This window comes from Rhodoferax sp. (assembly GCF_018063565.1).
Lineage (GTDB): Bacteria > Pseudomonadota > Gammaproteobacteria > Burkholderiales > Burkholderiaceae_C > Rhodoferax.
On the sequence record NZ_JAGPBB010000006.1, the window covers coordinates 19,458 to 39,208 of the forward strand.

Consider the following 19,751-nt stretch of genomic DNA (forward strand, 5'->3'; position numbering starts at 1 on the left):
AAACGCTCATTGCTATATAGTAGTGAGCAACCATCCATTTTAAAGCAAGGGGTTGAGGCATTTATGCCTCAATTTCCGGTCTCGACGACGGCCACGGCCGTTTGGCTGACGCCGCAATCAACATAGGAGATCTGCCCGGTCATGCCGGACGCCAGATCGCTGAGCAGAAAGGCGGCCACATTGCCGACCTCGTCAATGGTGACATTGCGCTTGAGGGGTGAGGCTGCTGCCGAAATACCGAGCAACTTACCGAAATCCTTGATGCCACTGGCCGCGAGTGTCTTGATGGCACCGGCGCTGAGTCCATTGACCCGAATGCCCCTCGCACCCACGGCGTCCGCCAAGTATCGTACTGATGACTCCAGTGACGCCTTGGCCAATCCCATGGTGTTGTAACTTGGTACCACCCGCACGCCGCCCAGGTAGGTGAGGGTCAGCAGCGACGCGGTGCTGCTCAGGTAGGGCAGGGCGGCCTTGGCCATGGCGGGAAAACTGTAGGCGCTGATGTCGTGCGCAATGCGGAAATTCTCTCGCGTCAGACCATCCAAAAAATTGCCGGCAATGGCTTCGCGGGGGGCAAAGCCGATACTGTGAACAAAACCGTCGAACTGTGGCCAATGAACCGACAACTCCTTGAATAGGTTGTCTATCTGAGCATCGTCGGCGACATCGCAATCAAAGATCAAGGTCGACCCGAAATCCGCTGCAAACTCGGTAATGCGGTCTTTAAACCGTTCACCGACATAGCTGAAAGCCAATTCAGCGCCCTGAGCGTGGCATGCCTTAGCGATCCCATAGGCAATGGATCGATTGGACAAGACGCCAGTGATCAGAAGTTTTTTCCCTGTCAGAAAACCCATATACAACCTCAATAATTTTCAACTGTCAAATGCTCAGCGGCCACAAGTCGCATTTCGCACGAAAAAATGGACACTTGATGGTGGGGACACGCAACCAGGTCGCCACCAAAGCAGGAACTGCAGAATTGTCTCACGCGTCGGCGTTGTGAAACTGCGTCGGTGTACGGCCCAATGATCGGTTGGCACGAATTCTTTACCTCTCGATCGCGCACAAAACCCGACCTGCACCGCCCGAATCGACCCCGTGCCCAAGGCGTGCCAAAGCATTGGCAGTCAAGGGACAATGTGCAGGCCATTGATCAGCGAGCGCTCCATGCCGGTAGACGCTGTGGCAGGCCGCATCAAAGGCATTCAGGCCACCAGCCAAGCTAGCCCCTACCATACCGGCCAGCACATCGCCGGTGCCCGCTGTTGCCAGTCGGCCATTGCCCGTGGGATTAATGGCCATCTGCCCGGCAGTATCGGCAATCACCGTGCCAGACCCTTTCAGGACAACAACACATCCGGTTTTCTCGGTCAGGGCTTTTGCTGCGGCCAATCGATCTGCTTGTATCTGCGCTGCCGAGCATCCCAAGAGTCTGGCCGCCTCGAGCGGGTGAGGTGTCAGCACGGTTGGTGCAGCAGTGGCGGCTCGGCGTTGCAATGAATCCAGCAACTGAGCGTCACCGACCAATGCGTTGATGCCGTCGGCATCAATCACCAATCTCGCCGCTGTCGTGATCAGCGATGCCAGTTGAGACTTGATCGAATCGCCGGCACCACAACCACATACCACGGTCATCCCGGAGAAATCCAGTGCTGGTGAAGACCGAAACATCAGCTCCGGCAGAGTCATGTCTACCGGGAAGACTGGCTCGTCGAGCAAGCAGACAAAGACGCGTCCTGCGCCGCCATGCAGGGCTGCGCTCGCCGCAAGAATCGCTGCGCCAGACATGCCTTTGGCACCACCAACCACGGCAACATCACCAAAACAACCTTTGTGGGACTGGTGTCGCCTCTGCGGTGGTGCGGGCACCGCGAGCAGTTTCGCGCAAGGGGGACTGTTGGATCCAGAAACGTCCAGATCGTCGAACCAGACTTCACCGCTGGCATCTCGACCCGCACCCATGAACAACCCAGGTTTCAGTGTCAACAAGCTCAGCGTATAGCTGGCCTGTACAGGCCGGTAAGGTGCAGCGCCGGTGTCCGAGTGCAGTCCGCTCGGCACATCAATGGCCAGTACCGGACATTGCGCGCCATTGAGATGTTCGATCAACTCGACCATCCGCGAAGGAGGCTGACGTGCCATGCCACCAATGCCCAGCAGCGCATCAACGCACAAATCACAGTCACTGGTTGGTCCGGCAACAAACTGCACACCCGCAGCCACAGCACGCTGGTGGGCCAGCGCACTGTCAGGCGGCAAATGCGTTGGATCACCCAGCCATGTGACTGTCGCGAATTTGCCCAAGCGCGCCAACTGGACAGCGGTCTCCAGTCCGTCTCCGCCATTGTTGCCTGGCCCACAGGCAATCCAGATGTGATGGGCATGCGGCGCGACGGCCATCGCCAGCCGGGCACACGCTGCACCGGCACGCTGCATCAGAGTATTGACCGGCAACAGACGGATCGCCAGATCTTCAATATGGCGAGTTTGCGCCGTTGTGTAGAGTGGCCATGCAGTGCCAGGCGTGACGCGAATCACGTTTCAAAACTCAAAACTGTCACCTTCTTTGGCGAGACGAATTTCCGGGTCGCCGCTTCGGCGCGGATTCTCCAGCAGCGCCTGACTGAAGACGGCCTCCAGGGCACCGTCGCTTCGGGTGGGTTCGTGGTGTGTGCAAAACAGCATTTTGGCGCCCGCGCGTCTGGCATATTGAATGCTCGAGTCAAAAGTGCCGTGCCCCCAGCCTTTCTTTGCCGGGTATTCGGTTCTTGTGTAGGAGCAATCGGCGATCAGCACATCCACACCGGCCATGGCACCTGAGATCTCTGCTGACTTTTCGTCCAGAAACGTCTGATACTCGGCAAACTCCGGATCCGTCTGTTCGTAGATATTCAGCGGCGGCTCGTGATCGCCGGTAAAAAAAAGCGATTTTCCGTTGGCCTCGATTCGGTAGCCTAAGTTTATGACCGGATGATTCATCAGGTAAGCAGTGATCCGGGCTGACCCGATCTGTACGCTCTCGCCGGGCTTTAGGGTGCAGTATTCAATGCTGGCCTTCATTTCCGCCTCGCGGACCGGGAAATAGCTGTACTGAAGCTGGACCGACATCACATGCTCCACGCCTTTGCCGGTGACTGGGTCAAAGGCGCCGTACAGCCTGAGCGTATTTCCTGGAATGAAGTTGGGTACAAAAAATGGCAAACCCTGAATGTGATCCCAATGTGAGTGGGTGATCAGCACATGCGCCGTCACCGGCAACTCTGCCAGCAAAGACTGCGACAAAGGAAAAATACCTGTGCCGGCATCCAAAATGATCAGTTCATTGCTGTCGGTACGAACTTCGATGCAGGTCGTGTTTCCGCCATACTTCGTTGTGGCTGGACCCGGCGAAGCAATTGATCCCCGTACTCCCCAAAACTTGACTTTCATTTGTTGCCTGTTAGATTCGAGCGAACAGCTTGGCGCTCTCAAAGACCGTATTCAGATCGCCCAATGAGGCAATCACCTCTTCAAGCGATCCATCCATTTTTTTGCTTATTTCCGGCGGTAGCACATGGATACACGGGTTGCCACCAAATCCGAATCGCAGCTGTTTGCTGATCTGGTTTGCCGTGTAGACGCAGGCCAGCAAATCCGAATTCTGGCGCTCGGTGTCGTATTGATGCGCGATGGTGTCAATCAGCGTTGGCGCAAACCGCCATTTTTCAACCAGCATGGCGCCGACCACGGCGTGATCTGCACCAATGATCTCGCGCAACGCCATGTGTAGCGACGAGCCATCCCGTTGGCTTTGGTCGAGTGCCCGTTTGAATTCAATTGGCAGGAATTGCGCAAGCACAACCTTGCCAAAATCGTGCAACAGACCGCCGATGAAGCAGTCCATTGGATCGGCGTCGTCCAGTCGACTGGCCAACTGTTTGGCAATTCCTGCCGTCGACAGTGAATGCAACAAGTACTGATCAACGTCGAATCCAGCAGCGTTGTGCTTGGGCAGCATGCCAATGGCTGCAATACTCAATGCAAGATTCTTGATGGTGTTAAAACCCAGATACACCACGGCATGACTGATGGATGTAATCTGCTTGGGCAAACTGTAATAGGCGGAGTTCACCACCTTGAGAATCTTGACCGTTACAACCGGATCCTTGTCAATCACTTGAACCAGATCCCGCGGCGTACAACTCACATCACGTGTGAGTTCCAGAATTTTTTCCACACTTTTCGGAAACGCAGGCATCCCATCGACCGCGCTGGCGAGTTTGAGTGAGAGTTCGGGAGACAACGCGGACATGTTGGTTCTTGGTCTCTGCAGCTTGAAGTTCTCAGTATTCCCTATTTCTCGAACGAAAAAAAGTTGCCAATTGCTGGACGGTCCCGAGCGCATGGTAAACCACTCTGTTGGCATTGCCCAAGCCTATTGGGTTTGGGGCGGGACCTGTTATACTTGATTGGCTTTGTTGGACTCAATCGCAGGAATGACGCCTAACAAAGTCAATCGCAAACCAGTTTCCTCAAGGTGTTGGGTTTGACAGTGGCCGGATGGCAATTGCTCAAACACAAAACGAACTGGATTTTAGACATAACCTTTGGAGTTAGATATGGCAATTACCATGCGCGAAATGCTGGAAGCCGGTGTCCATTTTGGGCATCAGACACGCTTCTGGAATCCCAAGATGGCCCCTTTCATTTTTGGGCATCGCAACAAAATTCACATCATCAACCTGGAAAAATCGCTGCCGATGTTCCAGGATGCCGCCAAGTTTGTGCGCCAGATTTCGGCCAAGCGCGGCACGGTCCTGATGGTCGGTACCAAACGCCAGGCGCGCGAGACAGTTGCCGCCGAGGCACAGCGTGCCGGCGTTCCTTATGTGGATCAGCGCTGGCTCGGTGGCATGTTGACCAACTTCAAGACGGTCAAGACATCCATCAAACGTCTGAAGGACATGAAGACTCAGCAAGAAGCTGGTCTGGACAGCATGAGCAAAAAAGAGCAGTTGATGTTTGCACGTGAGTTGGAAAAACTCGAAAAAGACATCGGCGGCATTCAGGACATGAGTGTCTTGCCGGACGCGATTTTTCTGATTGATGTGGGCTATCACAAGATTGCCGTGGCCGAAGCCAAGAAGCTTGGTATTCCGTTGATTGCCGTGGTGGATTCGAATCACTCGCCGGAAGGAATTGATTACGTGATTCCTGGCAATGATGACTCTTCCAAGGCTGTGACGCTGTATGCCCGAGGCATCGCCGACGCCATTCTTGAAGGTCGCGCCAACGCCATCGACGATGTTGTCAAGGCTGTTGCCGCTGACAGTGCTGACGAATTTGTCGAAGTGGATGAGGCCACTGCCTAAGCAGTTTTCAACCCCACCAAAGGGGGCTTCGTTGCCCCTTTTTTTTAGTTTTATTTTTACCAACTGTACTGAATTCGGAGATTTGAAATGGCTGCAATTACCGCAAGCATGGTGGCTGAACTGCGTGGCAAGACTGATGCGCCCATGATGGAGTGCAAACGGGCCCTGACCGAGGCCGACGGCGATATGGCCAAGGCTGAAGAAATTCTGCGGGTCAAATTGGGTAGCAAGGCGGGCAAGGCAGCCAGCCGTGTGACGGCAGAAGGTGTTGTGACCTACAGCTTTGATGCTGGTGTTGGTGCGCTGCTGGAAGTGAATTGTGAAACTGATTTTGTCACCAAGAACGACAGCTTTCTTGCTCTGGCCAATGCCGCAGCGTCTCTGGTGGCCAAGTACAACCCGGCCGATGTGGCGGCATTGGGCGCGTGTGAGTACAGCCAGGAGGGTTTTGGCCCGACACTGGAAGACGTGCGCAAGGGCCTGATTGGCAAAATTGGTGAGAACATGAGCTTTCGCCGCTTCAAGCGGTTTTCCGGAGGTCAGTTGGCTTCTTACTTGCATGGGACACGCATCGGCGTCGTAGTGGAGTATGCGGGCGACGAGATCGCTGCCAAGGACGTCGCGATGCATGTTGCCGCCATGAAGCCGGTGGCCTTGTCAAGCGACGACGTGCCGGCTGAACTGGTGGCGCGCGAGCGCTCGGTCGCCGCCGCCAAAGCCGCGGAAGATGCCGCCGTCGCAACAGCGGCTGGCAAACCGGTGCAATCCGCAGAGATTGTGGCCAAACGTGTGGAAGGCGGCGTGCAAAAGTACCTCAAAGAAGTCTCTTTGCTGAACCAGTCATTCGTCAAAAATGACAAACAAACGGTCGAGCAGATGCTCAAGGCGGCCAATACGACCGTGAAGGCGTTCACTCTGTACGTGGTGGGTGAAGGCATTGAGAAGAAAGTGGACGACTTTGCCGCTGAAGTTGCCGCTCAGGTTGCCGCCGCGCAAAAGGCCAGCTGAAAGGCTGCCTGGCGCCGCGTCGAAATCACTCAATTGGCATCATCTCAGGAGAATTACATGACCGAAGCCACACCAGCGTACCAGCGAATTCTGCTCAAGCTGTCGGGTGAGGCCCTGATGGGGGATGACAGTTTTGGCATCAACCGTGACACCATTGTTCGTATGGTCAACGAGATCGTTGATGTGACGCAGTTGGGTGTCGAGGTGGCCGTGGTGATAGGCGGTGGCAATATCTTCCGAGGCGTCGCGGGTGGATCTGTCGGTATGGATCGAGCAACTGCGGACTACATGGGAATGCTTGCCACCGTGATGAACGCGCTGGCATTGGGAGATACCATGAACAAGGCAGGTCTGACCGCCCGTGTCATGTCGGCCATCGCCATCGAGCAGGTGGTTGAGCCATATGTGCGCCCCAAGGCTTTGCAGTATCTGGAAGAAGGAAAGGTCGTGATTTTTGCTGCCGGTACTGGAAACCCGTTTTTCACCACGGACACCGCGGCCGCGCTGCGCGGTGCGGAGATCGGGGCTCAGGTGGTCTTGAAAGCCACGAAGGTGGATGGCGTTTATAGCGCGGACCCAAAGAAAGACCTGTCTGCAACCCGTTACAGCAAAATTTCGTTTGATGAGGCCATGGCCAAGAACCTGGGCATCATGGATGCGACGGCCTTTGCCTTGTGTCGCGACCAGAAACTTCCGGTCAAGGTTTTTTCGATTTTTAAGCACGGCGCGCTGAAGCGGGTGGTGATGGGTGAGGACGAGGGCACCTTGGTCTACGCCTGAGCGTGTCAAAATCGATCCTGTCACGAGCGCATTGAACCCGGATTGAGGAGAGAAAAATGCCAATCACAGATGTCAGAAAAACCGCCGAGACCAAAATGGACCAGTCCATCGCCGCGTTTCAGCACAACTTGACCAAGATTCGTACTGGTCGTGCCAACCCCGCTTTGCTGGATTCGGTGCACGTTGATTACTATGGTTCGATGCTACCCATCAGTCAGGTCGCCAATGTGTCGTTGCTGGATTCTCGAACCGTGAGTGTTCAGCCCTGGGAGAAGGGCATGGGCGCAAAGATTGAGAAGGCGATTCGGGACAGTGATTTGGGTCTGAACCCGTCATCCATGGGTGACTTGATCCGCGTTCCGATGCCACCCATGTCGGAAGAGCGTCGCAAGGAACTTACCAAAGTGGTGCGTTCGGAAGGTGAGAACGCCAAAATTGCCGTGCGTAACCTGCGCCGCGACGCTAACGAAGCCATCAAAAAGCTGGTCAAGGACAAGCTTGCCTCTGAAGATGAGCAAAAGCGGTGCGAGACCGATATTCAAAAGGTCACCGACAAACACATTATTGCGATCGATCAGTTGGTGGTTGCCAAAGAACACGACATCATGGCGGTTTGATCTGGCCATGTTGCAGCAATCGGTACCCCGGCACATTGCCATTGTGATGGATGGCAATGGCCGGTGGGCCAGCAAGCGTTTTTTGCCACGTATTGCAGGGCATCGACAAGGCGTTGAATCCCTGAAGCGCTGCGCCAAAGCCTGTGATAGCCGGGGTGTGAAGGTTTTGACCGTGTTTGCCTTTTCGTCCGAAAACTGGCAGCGTCCGTCCGATGAGGTGTCGGGCTTGATGGATCTGTTTGCACTGGCATTGGGACGGGAAGTGTCACAACTGAATGCCGATGGTGTGCAATTGCATTTTGTCGGAGAGCGCGATGGCCTATCGACGCGGGTGTTGCGCGGCATTGAAGACGCTGTGGCGGCAACTGCCGGGAACAAGCGCTTGGTCCTGAACATCTGCTTCAATTATGGTGGTCGCTGGGACATTGTCCAGGCTGCTGCCCAGTTGGCACGAGACGGTGCCTTGCCAACCGAAGAGCGCTTGAGCCAGGCGATGGCACTGGCCCATGTGCCTGATCCGGACTTGGTGATTCGCACGGGTGGCGAGTTGCGGGTCAGCAATTTCCTGCTGTGGCAATCTGCCTATGCCGAGTTCTTTTTTTCTGATGTGCTTTGGCCTGATTTTGATGAAGGCGCGCTGGACCTCGCCATCGGCGACTACGCGAGTCGGCAGCGACGTTTTGGCAAAACCTCAGAGCAGATCATGGTTGCGTCCGCCTCGAGCGACTTGGCTTAAAGGCGCCAAATGCTCAAACAACGCGTGATCACCGCATTGGCGCTGCTGCTGGTGTTGATACCGGCGGTACTGTATCCTGACGCCAGGGTCTTTTCTGCGCTGATGCTGCTCGTCATCGCTGCAGCCGGGTGGGAATGGGCCAGGATGAATGACGCGCCGGCTATCGGGACCCTGGCAGGACCGGTGTTGTGTCTAGGGGTTTGTGGCGGTGTCTGGTGGTCTGGCTTTTTGCAGCAAACCATGGTGGCCTTGTGGCTTACCGCCGGTGCCCTATGGGTGCTGACAGGTGCCTGGGTACTCAGAACCGGTGTCGCCGCATGGTCGGGACATTCGAGATCGCTGCGACTCGGTCTGGGTTGGTTGGCCCTTTGCCTGACCTGGCTGGCGGTAGTTCAGGCGCGATTGGTGGGAGTCAATTTTTTGATGTCGGTCTTGGCGCTGGTTTGGGTGGCTGACATTGGGGCCTATTTTTCTGGTCGGGCGTTTGGCGGAAAGTTCACCCGCAGCAAGTTGGCAGCGTCAATCAGCCCGGGGAAAAGCTGGGAAGGTGTTTGGGGCGGCATGTTGGGCGTTGTCGTGCTGGCGTTTGGCTGGCAATATGCCGATGCCGTGAACATGGCGCAGGTACCCAGTCTTTATACGGTGGTGGGACAGCATGGTTGGGGGTTGCTGTTGCTCGTGGCTGTGTTCTTGTCGCTGATGAGTGTCGTGGGGGACTTGGTTGAGTCTTTGGTCAAACGCAGCGCCGGTGTCAAAGACAGCAGCGGTCTGTTACCCGGACACGGTGGTGTACTGGATCGCATCGATGCCTTGCTGCCTACATTACCGCTGGCCATGATGCTTTACGTTTATGCAAACCTGCCATGACCGATAACATCGAATCACACCGGAAGCGCGTTGCCATTTTGGGTTCCACCGGATCGATCGGTGTCAGTACCCTGGCGGTTATCGCTGCGCATCCCGAGCGTTTTGAGGTGTTTGCGCTAAGCGCTGCCACGCAAGTCGACAAGATGCTGGCGCAATGCGCCCAGTTTAAGCCCGTGTTTGCAGTGATGGCCGATGTGCAGGCAGCGGGCCAATTGACGGAAAAAATCAAGCAAAATGGGCTTTCCACCCAAGTTTTATCTGGATTAAGTGCTATTGACTTGATATCAAGTCATGCCTTGGTGGACATCGTGATGGCGGCCATTGTTGGTGCCGCTGGCCTGGCCTCCTGTTTGGCGGCGGCCCGCAGTGGCAAGCGATTGCTGCTGGCCAACAAAGAAGCGTTGGTGGTTGGCGGTGATTTTTTTCTTAAGGCGGTCAGTGCCGGAGGTGCCAAACTACTGCCTATTGACAGTGAGCATTCTGCGGTGTTTCAGTCTTTGCCGGCCGACCCTCTGCTGTGGCCGGCACAAATCGACAAGATCATCTTGACGGCTTCAGGGGGCCCGTTCCGGCGAACCGATCCGGCATTGTTTGCCAGCCTCACGCCAGAGCAGGCCTGTGCACACCCCAACTGGAGCATGGGCCGGAAGATTTCTGTCGACTCGGCCACCATGATGAACAAGGCGCTGGAGGTGATCGAGGCGCGTTATTTGTTTGGTGTCCAACCGGAGCAGATCGAGGTGGTGATCCATCCCCAGAGTGTGATCCATTCCATGGTGCAGTACCGGGACCATTCGGTGGTGGCGCAACTGGGCACTCCTGACATGAAAGTCCCCATTGCCTACGGCCTGTCGTGGCCTGATCGCATTGTTTCGGGTGCCGATGCACTGGATTTTTCGGTCATGAAGGACCTGAGCTTTGAGTCTTTGGACGCACACGGTCATCCCCAGCGTTTTCCCGGCCTGAAACTGGCCTGGGAGGTTTTGCGGGCGCCGGCCGGGTCGCCGGCAGTGCTGAATGCGGCCAATGAAGTCGCGGTGGCGGCCTTTTTGGCCGGGGTCATCCGTTTCGACCAGATTCATACCGTCAATCATGAGACGTTGTCCGGTGTTGCTGTCTCCATGCCGGATTCACTCGAGGACCTGTTGGCCTTGGATGCGCTGGCCAGGCGCACTGCGCAACGCGTGCTGGCACGCATTGCCACCTGAAGGGTTTGGGTTCTGATCCATGTTGACGCTTGCGGCTTTCCTGATCGCGATATCCCTGTTGATCGCTGTTCATGAGTATGGCCATTACCGGGTAGCCGTAGCGTGCGGCGTCAGAGTTTTGCGATTCTCCATTGGTTTTGGCAGACCCTTGTTTCGTTGGCAAGCCCGCGGTTCAGCCACCGAGTTTGTTGTTGCCATGGTTCCTCTTGGGGGATACGTCAAGATGCTCGATGAGCGTGAGGGGGTGGTTGAGCTAACTGAACGACACATGGCCTTCAACACGCAAACCCTGCCACGGCGGGCGGCGATTGTCGCTGCGGGGCCGGTGGCCAATCTTTTGCTTGCGGTGGTGTTTTATGCTTTGGTGAACTGGGCTGGTGTGGACTTGCCGGCGGCCGTCCTGGCGCAGCCTGGCAGTGGCACGCTGGCTGCCGAGGCCGGACTTGTCGGGGGCGACAGGGTGCTGGCGGCTGCCCTGGGCGATGGTGAAGCGCAGGACCTTCAATCCTACGAGGATGTGCGCTGGTGGGTGACACGGGGGGTGTTGCAACATGAGGACTTGCAGTTGACACTGAAGGGTCAGTCGGGCGGCCAACGTGTAGTGCTGCTCAAGCTCTCTGACATTGACACCCGGGAGGTCGATGCCCAACTGTTTGCACGGCTGGGTTTGAGCGGACCATTCACCCGTCCCATGATTGGCGAGACGATGGCGGGTGGTGCTGCCGCGCAGGCGGGCTTGACCCAAGGTGATGTGGTACTTAGTATCAATGGTCTGAAGATCATCGATGGGCAGCAGTTGCGCCAGTTCATTCGTCAATCGGCTGTCTCTGGTGCAGTCCAAGCGCAAAACTGGCAGATTCAACGACAAGGCCGTCAGCTCGACGTCACCCTGACGCCCAGCATTGTGATGGAAGGGACACAGAGTATTGGCCGTATTGGCGCTTACATCGGTACCCCACCCGAGATGCTGATGGTGCGTTACGGCTTGATCGAGGGCTTGTGGCGCGGGTTGGAGCAGACTTGGGACGTGTCGCTGCTGACGCTGCGCATGATGGGCAAAATGCTCATCGGCGAGGCGTCGCTCAAAAACATCAGCGGGCCGTTAACTATCGCAGACTATGCCGGCAAATCAGCGGGACTGGGTTTGACGCAGTATGTGATTTTCCTCGCCTTGATCAGTGTCAGCCTGGGGGTGTTGAACCTGCTGCCCTTGCCGGTGCTTGATGGGGGTCACCTGATGTATTATCTTTGGGAGGGCGTCACCGGCAAGCCGGTGACCGAGCGCTGGATGGAGCGCCTTCAGCGAGGCGGTATTGCCTTGTTGACGGCCATGATGTCGTTGGCTATTTTTAACGACGTCACCCGCTTGTTAGGTTAACCGGTGTCTTTGCAACTGACGCCACATCGTTCATTTGATCATCACAACATGCAATTTAATCGCTTTCGCCTGAGCACGCTTTCTGCTTTGGTTTCTGTTGTTCTTTGTGCCCAGCCTGCGTTGGCCGTCGAACCTTTCAAGGTGCGCGACATCCGGATCGAAGGTTTGCAACGCGTCGAGCCAGGAACCATTTTTGTTTCCTTGCCGGTACAGGTGGGCGACACCTACAGCGACGACAAGGGTTCGGCCGCCATTCGCAGCCTGTTTAGCCTGGGTTTGTTCAAAGACGTTCGCATCGAGGTCAACGGCGATGTGCTGGTGGTGGTGGTGGAAGAGCGGCCTACCGTGGCAGAAGTCGAGTTTGTGGGTACCAAAGAGTTTGACAAAGATGTTCTGATCAAATCGATGCGTGATGTGGGATTGGGCGATGGCAAACCGTTTGACAAGGCACAACTGGACCGTGCCGAGCAAGAACTCAAGCGTCAGTACATCAATCGCAGTCTGTACGCTGCCCAGGTGATCACCACCGTGACGCCGATCGAGCGCAACCGCGTCAATCTGACTTTCACCGTGGTCGAGGGCGAGCCCGCCAACATCAGTGACATCCGCATTGTTGGAAACAAAGTATTTGATGAGTCCACATTGCGCGACTTGTTTGACCTTGACACGGGCAACTGGATGTCCTGGTACACCAAGTCCAATCGGTATTCGCGTGCCAAACTCAATGCGGACATTGAAACACTGCGCTCTTACTATCTATCACGTGGCTACCTGGAATTCAAGGTGGATTCCACCCAGGTCGCCATTGCACCGAACAAAACAGACATTGGCATCACCGTCAATGTGACCGAAGGTGAGCGTTTTGTCGTCAGTAGCGTCAAACTTGAAGGTGACTACCTTGGCAAGAACGACGAATTCAAGACTTTGGTCACCATTCGCCCGGGTGAAGCCTACAACGCTGATGAGGTTGCCAAGACCACCAAAGCGTTTACCGACTATTTTGGCGATTTTGGTTATGCGTTTGCACGTGTCGAGGCCAGGCCAGAGGTAGATCGCGTCACCAATCAGGTGGTGCTGTATCTCAGTGCCAACCCGTCGCGTCGCGCCTATGTGCGGCGTATCAATGTCGCGGGCAATACCCGAACCCGTGACGTGGTGGTGCGTCGCGAGTTCCGGCAACTCGAGTCATCGTGGTACGACGGCGACAAGATTCGCCGCTCGCGGGACCGGGTTGATCGTCTCGGGTATTTTGGCGAAGTATCGGTGGAGACCCAGGAGGTTCCCGGGGCACCTGATCAGGTCGACCTGACCTTGAATGTGGTGGAAAAACCAACCGGCAGTCTGACACTTGGGGCGGGATATTCCAGCGGAGACGGGCTGGGTTTGTCGTTTGGACTGAAGCAGGACAACGCTTTTGGTTCCGGCAACTCGCTGGGTATTCAGGTCAACACCAGCAAGATCAATCGGGTATTGGTGCTCAATACCACCGACCCTTACTTTACCGAGGATGGGGTTTCCCGAACCATCGACGTCTATCACAAGACCACCAGCCCCTACGAAGATCCTGATTACTACAAATTGATCACCACCGGTGGCGCGTTGCGTTTTGGCGTTCCGTTTACCGAGATCGATACCGTATTCTTCGGTGCCGGCGTTGAGCAGATCACCATCAAGCCGGGGACTCTTTTGCCCACTTCGTATCAGGACTACATTGACGAATACGGCGAAAAAAGTATCGGCGTGCCTTTCACCGTTGGGTGGTCACGCGACAGTCGTGACAGCGCTTTGGCACCCACCAGCGGCACGATGCAACGCGTCAATGCCGAATGGTCTTTTGCGGGCGACGCACGTTACCTGCGCACCACTTATCAGTACCAGCAATACCTGCCTTTGAGCAAGAAGTTCACCGCCGCTTTCAACGGCGAGATTGGTTGGGGCAAATCTTTTGGCGGGCGCTCTTACCCGGTGTTCAAGAATTTTTACGGTGGCGGTTTGGGTTCGGTGCGCGGGTTTGAGCAGGGCAGTCTGGGTCCGCGTGACGTCAGTGGCAGCGCCGTGGGTGGCTCGCGCAAGTTCAATATCAACGCCGAGGTATTGGCGCCGTTCCCCGGCGCCGGTAACGACCGCAGCTTGCGCATGTACGGATTTTTCGACATGGGCATGGTGGGCGGCGACGATGACGGACTGGCCATCAACCAGGATGCGGACAAGGTGCGTGCGTCGGTGGGGGTTGGCCTGAGCTGGATTTCGCCGGTCGGTCCACTGCGTCTGGCGTTTGCCAAACCGATTCGCAAGTACGACAACGATAGAATCCAGAGCATGCAATTTCAGATTGGGACCAGTTTCTAATGAACTATTTTCTTCGCCAGTGCGCGGTTGCGCTTCTCGGTGGCTGTTTGGCAGTGTCGGCGCAAGCACAGGATCAGGCGGTCAAGCTAGGGTTTGTCAGCACCGATCGCGTCCTCAAGGAGGCCAGCACCGCCAAGGCAGCACAAACCAAGCTGGAGCAGGAGTTCTCCAAGCGTGAAAAAGAACTGACCGAACTCGGGGCCAACGTCAAGGCGATGGCCGAAAAGTTCGAGAAAGATGCACCCACCTTGCCTGAGGCGCAACGTTTGAGCAAGCAAAAACAGCTTGTCGATCAGGACCGCGAGTTTCAGCGCAAGCGCCGTGAGTTTCAGGAAGACCTCAATTCCCGCAAAAATGAAGAGTTGCAGTTGGTGATTCAGCGCGCCAACAAGGTCATCAAGGAAATTGCCGTGGCTGAAAAGTACGACTTTATTTTCCAGGACGCGGTGTATGTCAACCCCAAACATGACATGACCGACAAGGTGATCAAGGCCTTGAACTCCACCAACGGCAAATGAGCCGAGCCGGCTGATCGCGCGTGCCGCTGCGTTTAGGCGCCATTGTTGAAGCTCTGGGTGGTGACCTGTATGGTGATGCCGAGCAACTGATTGTTGGATTGGCGCCGCTGCAATCCGCCAGTGCGCAGCACATCAGCTTTTTGAGCCATCCCAAGTATCAGAGCCAGCTGGCCAGCAGTGCGGCAGCTTGCGTGATTGTCCATCCCGAGTTTGAGGCATCGGCCCGGGTCAGGGGCGCGTGTATTGTCACCGACCAACCCTACCTGTATTTCGCCCGTCTGACCCAGCTGTGGAAGCGCTCGATAGCGATGCCCATGGGGCCGGCCCGGCACCCGAGCGCGGTGGTCGATCCGTCTGCCCGGATTGAGCCCAGTGCCAGAATTGGCCCCTTGTGTGTGATTGAACGCGGTGCGCGCATTGGTGCCGACACTGTGCTCAAGTCGCGCGTCACGATCGGCGAGGACTGCATCATCGGGGCGCGCTGCCTGCTGCACAGCGGCGTGGTGATCGGTGCCGATGGCTTCGGCTTTGCCCCCAACCAGGGTCAATGGGAAAAGATCGAGCAGCTTGGCGCGGTGGTCATTGGCAACGATGTTGAGATCGGTGCCAATACCTGCATCGACCGTGGCGCATTGGACAACACAGTGATTGAAGACGGCGTCAAGCTCGACAACCTGATTCAGATCGGCCACAACGTGCGCGTCGGGGCACACAGCGCCATGGCGGGCTGCGCCGGCGTGGCAGGAAGCGCCGATATTGGTGCGCATTGCACGGTGGGTGGCGGGGCAATTGTGCTGGGGCATCTGAGTCTGGCCGACGGAGTCAGCATCTCGGCGGCCAGTGTGGTGACCCGCTCCATCCGCAAACCCGGCCATTACACCGGCATGTTCCCGATTGACGACAACGCCAACTGGGAAAAAAACGCCGCCGTGGTCAAGCAACTGGCCAGTCTGCGTGAGCGCATCCGCATGCTGGAGTCCCAATTCAAAGCGCAGAACCACACCCATCCTCCCGAATGAGTACCATGGATATCCACAAAATACTTAAAAAACTGCCGCACCGTTACCCGTTTTTGCTGGTGGACCGGGTCTTGAGTATTGACAAGGGCAAATCGATTCGGGCGCTGAAAAACGTCACCATCAACGAGCCTTTTTTTGAGGGCCATTTTCCGCATCGCCCGGTCATGCCCGGCGTCCTGATGCTCGAGGCGCTGGCGCAGGCGGCTGCCTTGCTGTCGTTTGACGCGCTGGATGCCCAGCCCACGGACGACATGGTGTATTACTTTGCTGGCATCGAAGCCGCACGCTTCAAGCGCCCGGTGGAGCCGGGTGACCAGTTGATCCTGGAGGCCGAGTTGCTGCGCATGAAGGCGGGCATCTTCAAGTTCAAGGTGCGTGCGCTGGTCGATGGCGACCTGGCGGTCGAGGCAGAGCTCACCTGCGCCATGCGCAAAGTGAGTTGATGGGCCACGCCATGAGTGCCATCCACCCCACCGCCATCGTCGATCCGGGCGCCGAACTTGACAGCAATGTCAGCGTTGGTCCCTACAGCCTGATCGGCCCGCACGTCAAGATTGGCGCTGGCACCACGGTCGGCCCGCATGTGGTGATCGAGGGCCACACGACCATCGGTTGCGACAACCGAATTTTTCAGTTCACCTCATTGGGTGCCATTCCGCAAGACAAAAAATACGCCGGTGAGCCGTGTGAACTGGTGATTGGAGACCGCAACACCATCCGCGAGTTCTGCAGTTTCAACATCGGCTCGCCAGGCGATGCCGGGGTTACGCGACTCGGTGACGACAACTGGATCATGGCCTATGTCCATCTGGCGCACGACTGCCAGGTCGGTAATCACACGATCTTTGCCAACAATGCCACGCTGGCCGGCCATGTGCATGTGGGTGACTGGGCCATTCTGGGTGGCTTTACCGGCGTGCATCAGTTCGTGCGTATTGGCGCACACTGCATGACGGCCATCAGTTCGGTTCTGCTTGCTGACCTTCCGCCCTTTGTGATGTGCCAGGGCCAACCCGCCTCGGCGCGGTCGATGAACTACGAGGGCTTGCGCCGGCGCGGCTTCTCGCCAGAGCGTCTGGCCGGCGTCAAGGCCATGCACAAAGCCTTGTACCGCGAAGACCTGACCCTACAGGCGGCCCGCGAGCGCATCGCAGAGCTTGATAAAAGTGAGCCCCAGCGCACGCCTGACGTGCAGATGATGCTCTCATTTTTGGATCAGGTCTCGGCGCAGCGCGGGATCGTGCGCTAGCGCCTGTTTCTCCGGCCTGCCTTGTGTCTGCCGCGCTGAACACCGCCCTGGTTGCCGGTGAAACCTCGGGCGACCTGCTGGCGGGCTTGCTGCTCGACGGCATGCGCCAGCGCTGGCCTGATCTGCATAGCTTTGGCATCGGCGGACCGCAGATGGCCCGGCGCGGCTTCGAGGCCTGGTGGCCGCACGACAAACTGGCCGTGCACGGCTTCGGCTGGGAGGTGCTGCGCCGCTACCGGGAGATCCTGGGCATTCGCAATCAGCTCAAACAGCGCCTGCTGGCTAACCCGCCTGGCATTTTTATTGGTGTCGATGCACCCGATTTCAACCTTGACCTTGAAGCCGCGCTGCGCCAGCAGGGCATCAAGACCGTGCACTTTGTCTGCCCCTCGGTCTGGGCCTGGCGCGCGGAGCGGCTGGAGAAAATCAAGCGCAGCGTCGATCATGTGCTGTGCATCTTCCCTTTTGAGCCGGCGCTGCTGGCGCAGCATGGCATTGCCGCCACCTATGTCGGCCATCCACTGGCCAACGTGATCCCCATGGTGTCCGACCGTGTTTTGGCGCGCACGCAGCTCGGGCTAAGCGCCGACGCGCCGGTGCTGGCGATTTTGCCGGGCAGCCGCGAGTCCGAGGTGCGCCATCTCGCGAACACGTTTTTTCAGGCTGCAGCGCTGATCCGACAAGCACTTCCAGCTATTCAATGCATAGTTCCTGCGGTGCCCTTGTTGCGTGATCGCATCGTGGCCGCGGCAGCAGCCTGTGGACTGCAAGACCGGGTGCGGGTGGTGGTGGGTCAGTCACACGCGGTGCTGGCGGCGTGTGATGTCACGCTGATTGCCAGTGGCACCGCCACGCTGGAAGCCGCCTTGTTCAAACGGCCTATGGTGATCGCCTACCGCATGGGCAGCCTGTCGTGGCAGATCATGCGCCGTAAACGGCTGCAGCCCTGGGTGGGGCTGCCCAATATTCTGAGTGGCGAATTTGTCGTGCCGGAACTGCTGCAGGACGCGGCTACACCGCGGGCGCTGGCACATGAGGTGCTGGCCTGGCTGATCGCGCCTGCTGCGAAAATAACGCAACTTGAACAACGTTTTACCGCGCTGCACCATCAATTGCAACGCAACACTCCGCAACTTGCCGCTCATGCCATCGCCCAAGTCATCCAGCCTTAAACGCAAGAAACCCCGCGCCCTGCGTCAACCCAATATGCGACAGCTGGCGCTGACCTGGGGCACGAACGGTCTGATCGCCGGTGTGGACGAGGCTGGACGCGGTCCGCTGGCTGGGCCGGTGGTGGCAGCAGCGGTGATTCTGGACGATTTGAAACCCATTGCCGGGCTGGCTGACTCAAAAATGCTGACGGAGAAAAAGCGCGAGCGCCTGTTTGACGAGATCCGCGCCCGTGCCCTGTGTTTTTCCGTGGCGCAAGCCAGTGTGGATGAAATTGACAAGCTCAATATCCTGCAAGCCACGCTGATGGCCATGCGCCGCGCTGTGGAGGGTCTTCGCCTGGCACCCAAACTGGTGCTGGTCGATGGCAATCGACTGCCGAGCTTGCCGATGCGCGGCGAGGCGGTGGTCAAGGGTGATGCCCTGGTGGCGGCGATCTCGGCCGCATCCATCCTGGCCAAAGTCACACGCGACCGCCTGTGCCTGGAGCTTGACCAGCAATACCCTGCCTATGGTTTTGCCCGGCACAAGGGCTATGGGACGGCACAGCATCTGGCGGCACTGAAGGAGCAGGGTGCTTGCCCGCAACACCGCAGGAGCTTTCGGCCAGTGAGCGAAGCGCTGGCGTCGGCCACAGCCATGGCGACAGCATGAACGCGCCGACCCACATCAGCTCGCGCGACAACGCCTGGCTCAAAGAACTGCGCCGTCTGGCCACCGGCAACACCGATTACCGCAAGCAGGGCCGTTTCTGGGCCGAGGGCGACCACTTGCTGCGCGCGGCACTGGCGCGTGGGGTGACGCCTCAATTTGGCGTATTTTCAGAGTCATTCTGGCCACTAGCGCAAAGCCAGTATCAGAAAGCTGCTACAAAAAATGTGGTGATTTCTGACAGCGAGTACGCCGGGCTGAGTGCGCTGGAGTCACCCTCCCGTATGGGTTTTGTGTTTGATCTGCCCGCCACACCGCCGCTGCAGCCGCACGCTGCCAGTGTCATTCTGGACCGGGTGCAGGACGCCGGCAATGTTGGCGCCATCCTGCGCAGTGCCTCGGCCTTTGGTTTCAGGCAGATCATTGCGCTCAAGGGGACGGCAGCCTTGTGGAGCCCCAAGGTGCTGCGCGCCGGTATGGGGGCGCATTGGGGTCTGCAGTTGATCGAAGGCACAGATCTGGCGCTGCTGGGGTCAATGCAACTGCCACTGCTGGTCACCAGCTCGCATCAAGGACGTTTTTTGCACGATTTGCTTCAAGCAAGAGAGCTTCCAGCGCAATGTTCATGGGCGCTTGGACATGAAGGGCAGGGTGTAAGTGACGCCTTGCAGACGCTGGCCAGTCAGTGGGTGCGCATCGCCCAGCCGGGTGGCGAAGAATCATTGAATGTGGCCAGTGCGGCGGCGATTTGCCTGCACGCCAGCGCCAGTGCAGGACTGTTGGGGCTTGCGGGTAAACCCTGATGCTAGTGGCGGTGTAGCGCGATGCGGCACCACCCCTCGGC

Annotated in this window: 20 protein-coding genes; 16 read left to right on the forward strand and 4 right to left on the reverse strand. The window is 57.4% G+C overall.

The window, feature by feature from the left end; genetic code table 11:
- Positions 1 to 68 precede the first annotated feature (68 nt).
- From fabI to KBF66_RS02690, 4 genes are all read right to left on the reverse strand, one after another.
- Complete coding sequence (gene fabI, locus KBF66_RS02675; protein ID WP_296651809.1) at positions 69 to 860, reverse strand: enoyl-ACP reductase FabI; 792 nt, start codon at positions 858 to 860, stop codon at positions 69 to 71.
- A gap of 193 nt (positions 861 to 1,053) precedes the next feature.
- On the reverse strand, positions 1,054 to 2,544 hold the full coding sequence (locus KBF66_RS02680) for an NAD(P)H-hydrate dehydratase (protein WP_296651813.1): 1,491 nt from the start codon (positions 2,542 to 2,544) through the stop codon (positions 1,054 to 1,056).
- Between the two features lie 3 nt (positions 2,545 to 2,547).
- Positions 2,548 to 3,435: an MBL fold metallo-hydrolase gene (locus KBF66_RS02685; RefSeq protein ID WP_296651816.1), complete on the reverse strand. Its 888-nt coding sequence runs from the start codon at positions 3,433 to 3,435 to the stop codon at positions 2,548 to 2,550.
- A gap of 10 nt (positions 3,436 to 3,445) precedes the next feature.
- Complete coding sequence (locus tag KBF66_RS02690; RefSeq protein ID WP_296651818.1) at positions 3,446 to 4,297, reverse strand: HDOD domain-containing protein; 852 nt, start codon at positions 4,295 to 4,297, stop codon at positions 3,446 to 3,448.
- 307 nt (positions 4,298 to 4,604) lie between these two features.
- Between KBF66_RS02690 and rpsB the strand changes: the two genes are divergently transcribed.
- The 16 genes from rpsB (at position 4,605) to KBF66_RS02770 (ending at position 19,710) form a co-directional block, all read left to right on the forward strand.
- Positions 4,605 to 5,357: a 30S ribosomal protein S2 gene (gene rpsB, locus KBF66_RS02695; RefSeq protein WP_296651823.1), complete on the forward strand. Its 753-nt coding sequence runs from the start codon at positions 4,605 to 4,607 to the stop codon at positions 5,355 to 5,357.
- 87 nt (positions 5,358 to 5,444) lie between these two features.
- Complete coding sequence (gene tsf, locus KBF66_RS02700; RefSeq protein WP_296651826.1) at positions 5,445 to 6,365, forward strand: translation elongation factor Ts; 921 nt, start codon at positions 5,445 to 5,447, stop codon at positions 6,363 to 6,365.
- Between the two features lie 57 nt (positions 6,366 to 6,422).
- Entirely contained in the window at positions 6,423 to 7,145 is a 723-nt protein-coding gene (pyrH, locus tag KBF66_RS02705; RefSeq protein ID WP_296651829.1) for a UMP kinase, read from the forward strand.
- A 56-nt stretch (positions 7,146 to 7,201) separates the two neighbouring features.
- On the forward strand, positions 7,202 to 7,762 hold the full coding sequence (frr, locus tag KBF66_RS02710) for a ribosome recycling factor (protein ID WP_296651832.1): 561 nt from the start codon (positions 7,202 to 7,204) through the stop codon (positions 7,760 to 7,762).
- Positions 7,763 to 7,769: 7 nt separating this feature from the next.
- Complete coding sequence (gene uppS, locus KBF66_RS02715; protein ID WP_296651836.1) at positions 7,770 to 8,498, forward strand: polyprenyl diphosphate synthase; 729 nt, start codon at positions 7,770 to 7,772, stop codon at positions 8,496 to 8,498.
- 9 nt (positions 8,499 to 8,507) lie between these two features.
- A complete protein-coding gene (locus KBF66_RS02720; RefSeq protein ID WP_296651838.1) occupies positions 8,508 to 9,365 on the forward strand; it encodes a phosphatidate cytidylyltransferase in 858 nt (285 codons plus the stop codon).
- Positions 9,362 to 10,573: a 1-deoxy-D-xylulose-5-phosphate reductoisomerase gene (gene ispC, locus KBF66_RS02725; RefSeq protein ID WP_296651841.1), complete on the forward strand. Its 1,212-nt coding sequence runs from the start codon at positions 9,362 to 9,364 to the stop codon at positions 10,571 to 10,573. The genes KBF66_RS02720 and ispC overlap by 4 nt, the downstream gene beginning before the upstream one ends.
- A gap of 19 nt (positions 10,574 to 10,592) precedes the next feature.
- Positions 10,593 to 11,951, forward strand: coding sequence for an RIP metalloprotease RseP (gene rseP, locus KBF66_RS02730; protein ID WP_296651845.1), 1,359 nt, complete (start codon positions 10,593 to 10,595; stop codon positions 11,949 to 11,951).
- Between the two features lie 48 nt (positions 11,952 to 11,999).
- A complete protein-coding gene (gene bamA, locus KBF66_RS02735; protein WP_296651849.1) occupies positions 12,000 to 14,300 on the forward strand; it encodes an outer membrane protein assembly factor BamA in 2,301 nt (766 codons plus the stop codon).
- On the forward strand, positions 14,300 to 14,818 hold the full coding sequence (locus tag KBF66_RS02740; RefSeq protein WP_296651852.1) for an OmpH family outer membrane protein: 519 nt from the start codon (positions 14,300 to 14,302) through the stop codon (positions 14,816 to 14,818). The genes bamA and KBF66_RS02740 overlap by 1 nt, the downstream gene beginning before the upstream one ends.
- 20 nt (positions 14,819 to 14,838) lie before the next feature.
- Positions 14,839 to 15,837 (forward strand): UDP-3-O-(3-hydroxymyristoyl)glucosamine N-acyltransferase, encoded by a 999-nt coding sequence (gene lpxD / locus KBF66_RS02745; RefSeq protein WP_296651854.1) that lies wholly within the window; start codon positions 14,839 to 14,841, stop codon positions 15,835 to 15,837.
- Positions 15,834 to 16,280 carry a 3-hydroxyacyl-ACP dehydratase FabZ gene (gene fabZ / locus KBF66_RS02750; protein ID WP_296651857.1) on the forward strand — a complete coding sequence of 149 codons (447 nt, stop codon included), beginning with the start codon at positions 15,834 to 15,836 and terminating at the stop codon, positions 16,278 to 16,280. Before lpxD ends, fabZ begins: the two co-directional genes overlap by 4 nt.
- An 11-nt stretch (positions 16,281 to 16,291) precedes the next feature.
- Positions 16,292 to 17,086 carry an acyl-ACP--UDP-N-acetylglucosamine O-acyltransferase gene (gene lpxA / locus KBF66_RS02755; RefSeq protein WP_296651860.1) on the forward strand — a complete coding sequence of 265 codons (795 nt, stop codon included), beginning with the start codon at positions 16,292 to 16,294 and terminating at the stop codon, positions 17,084 to 17,086.
- A 23-nt stretch (positions 17,087 to 17,109) separates the two neighbouring features.
- Positions 17,110 to 18,258: a lipid-A-disaccharide synthase gene (lpxB, locus tag KBF66_RS02760; RefSeq protein WP_296651863.1), complete on the forward strand. Its 1,149-nt coding sequence runs from the start codon at positions 17,110 to 17,112 to the stop codon at positions 18,256 to 18,258.
- Positions 18,259 to 18,292: 34 nt separating this feature from the next.
- Positions 18,293 to 18,910: a ribonuclease HII gene (rnhB, locus tag KBF66_RS02765; protein WP_296651953.1), complete on the forward strand. Its 618-nt coding sequence runs from the start codon at positions 18,293 to 18,295 to the stop codon at positions 18,908 to 18,910.
- Complete coding sequence (locus KBF66_RS02770; RefSeq protein ID WP_296651954.1) at positions 18,907 to 19,710, forward strand: RNA methyltransferase; 804 nt, start codon at positions 18,907 to 18,909, stop codon at positions 19,708 to 19,710. The genes rnhB and KBF66_RS02770 overlap by 4 nt, the downstream gene beginning before the upstream one ends.
- The last annotated feature ends 41 nt before the right edge of the window (positions 19,711 to 19,751 follow it).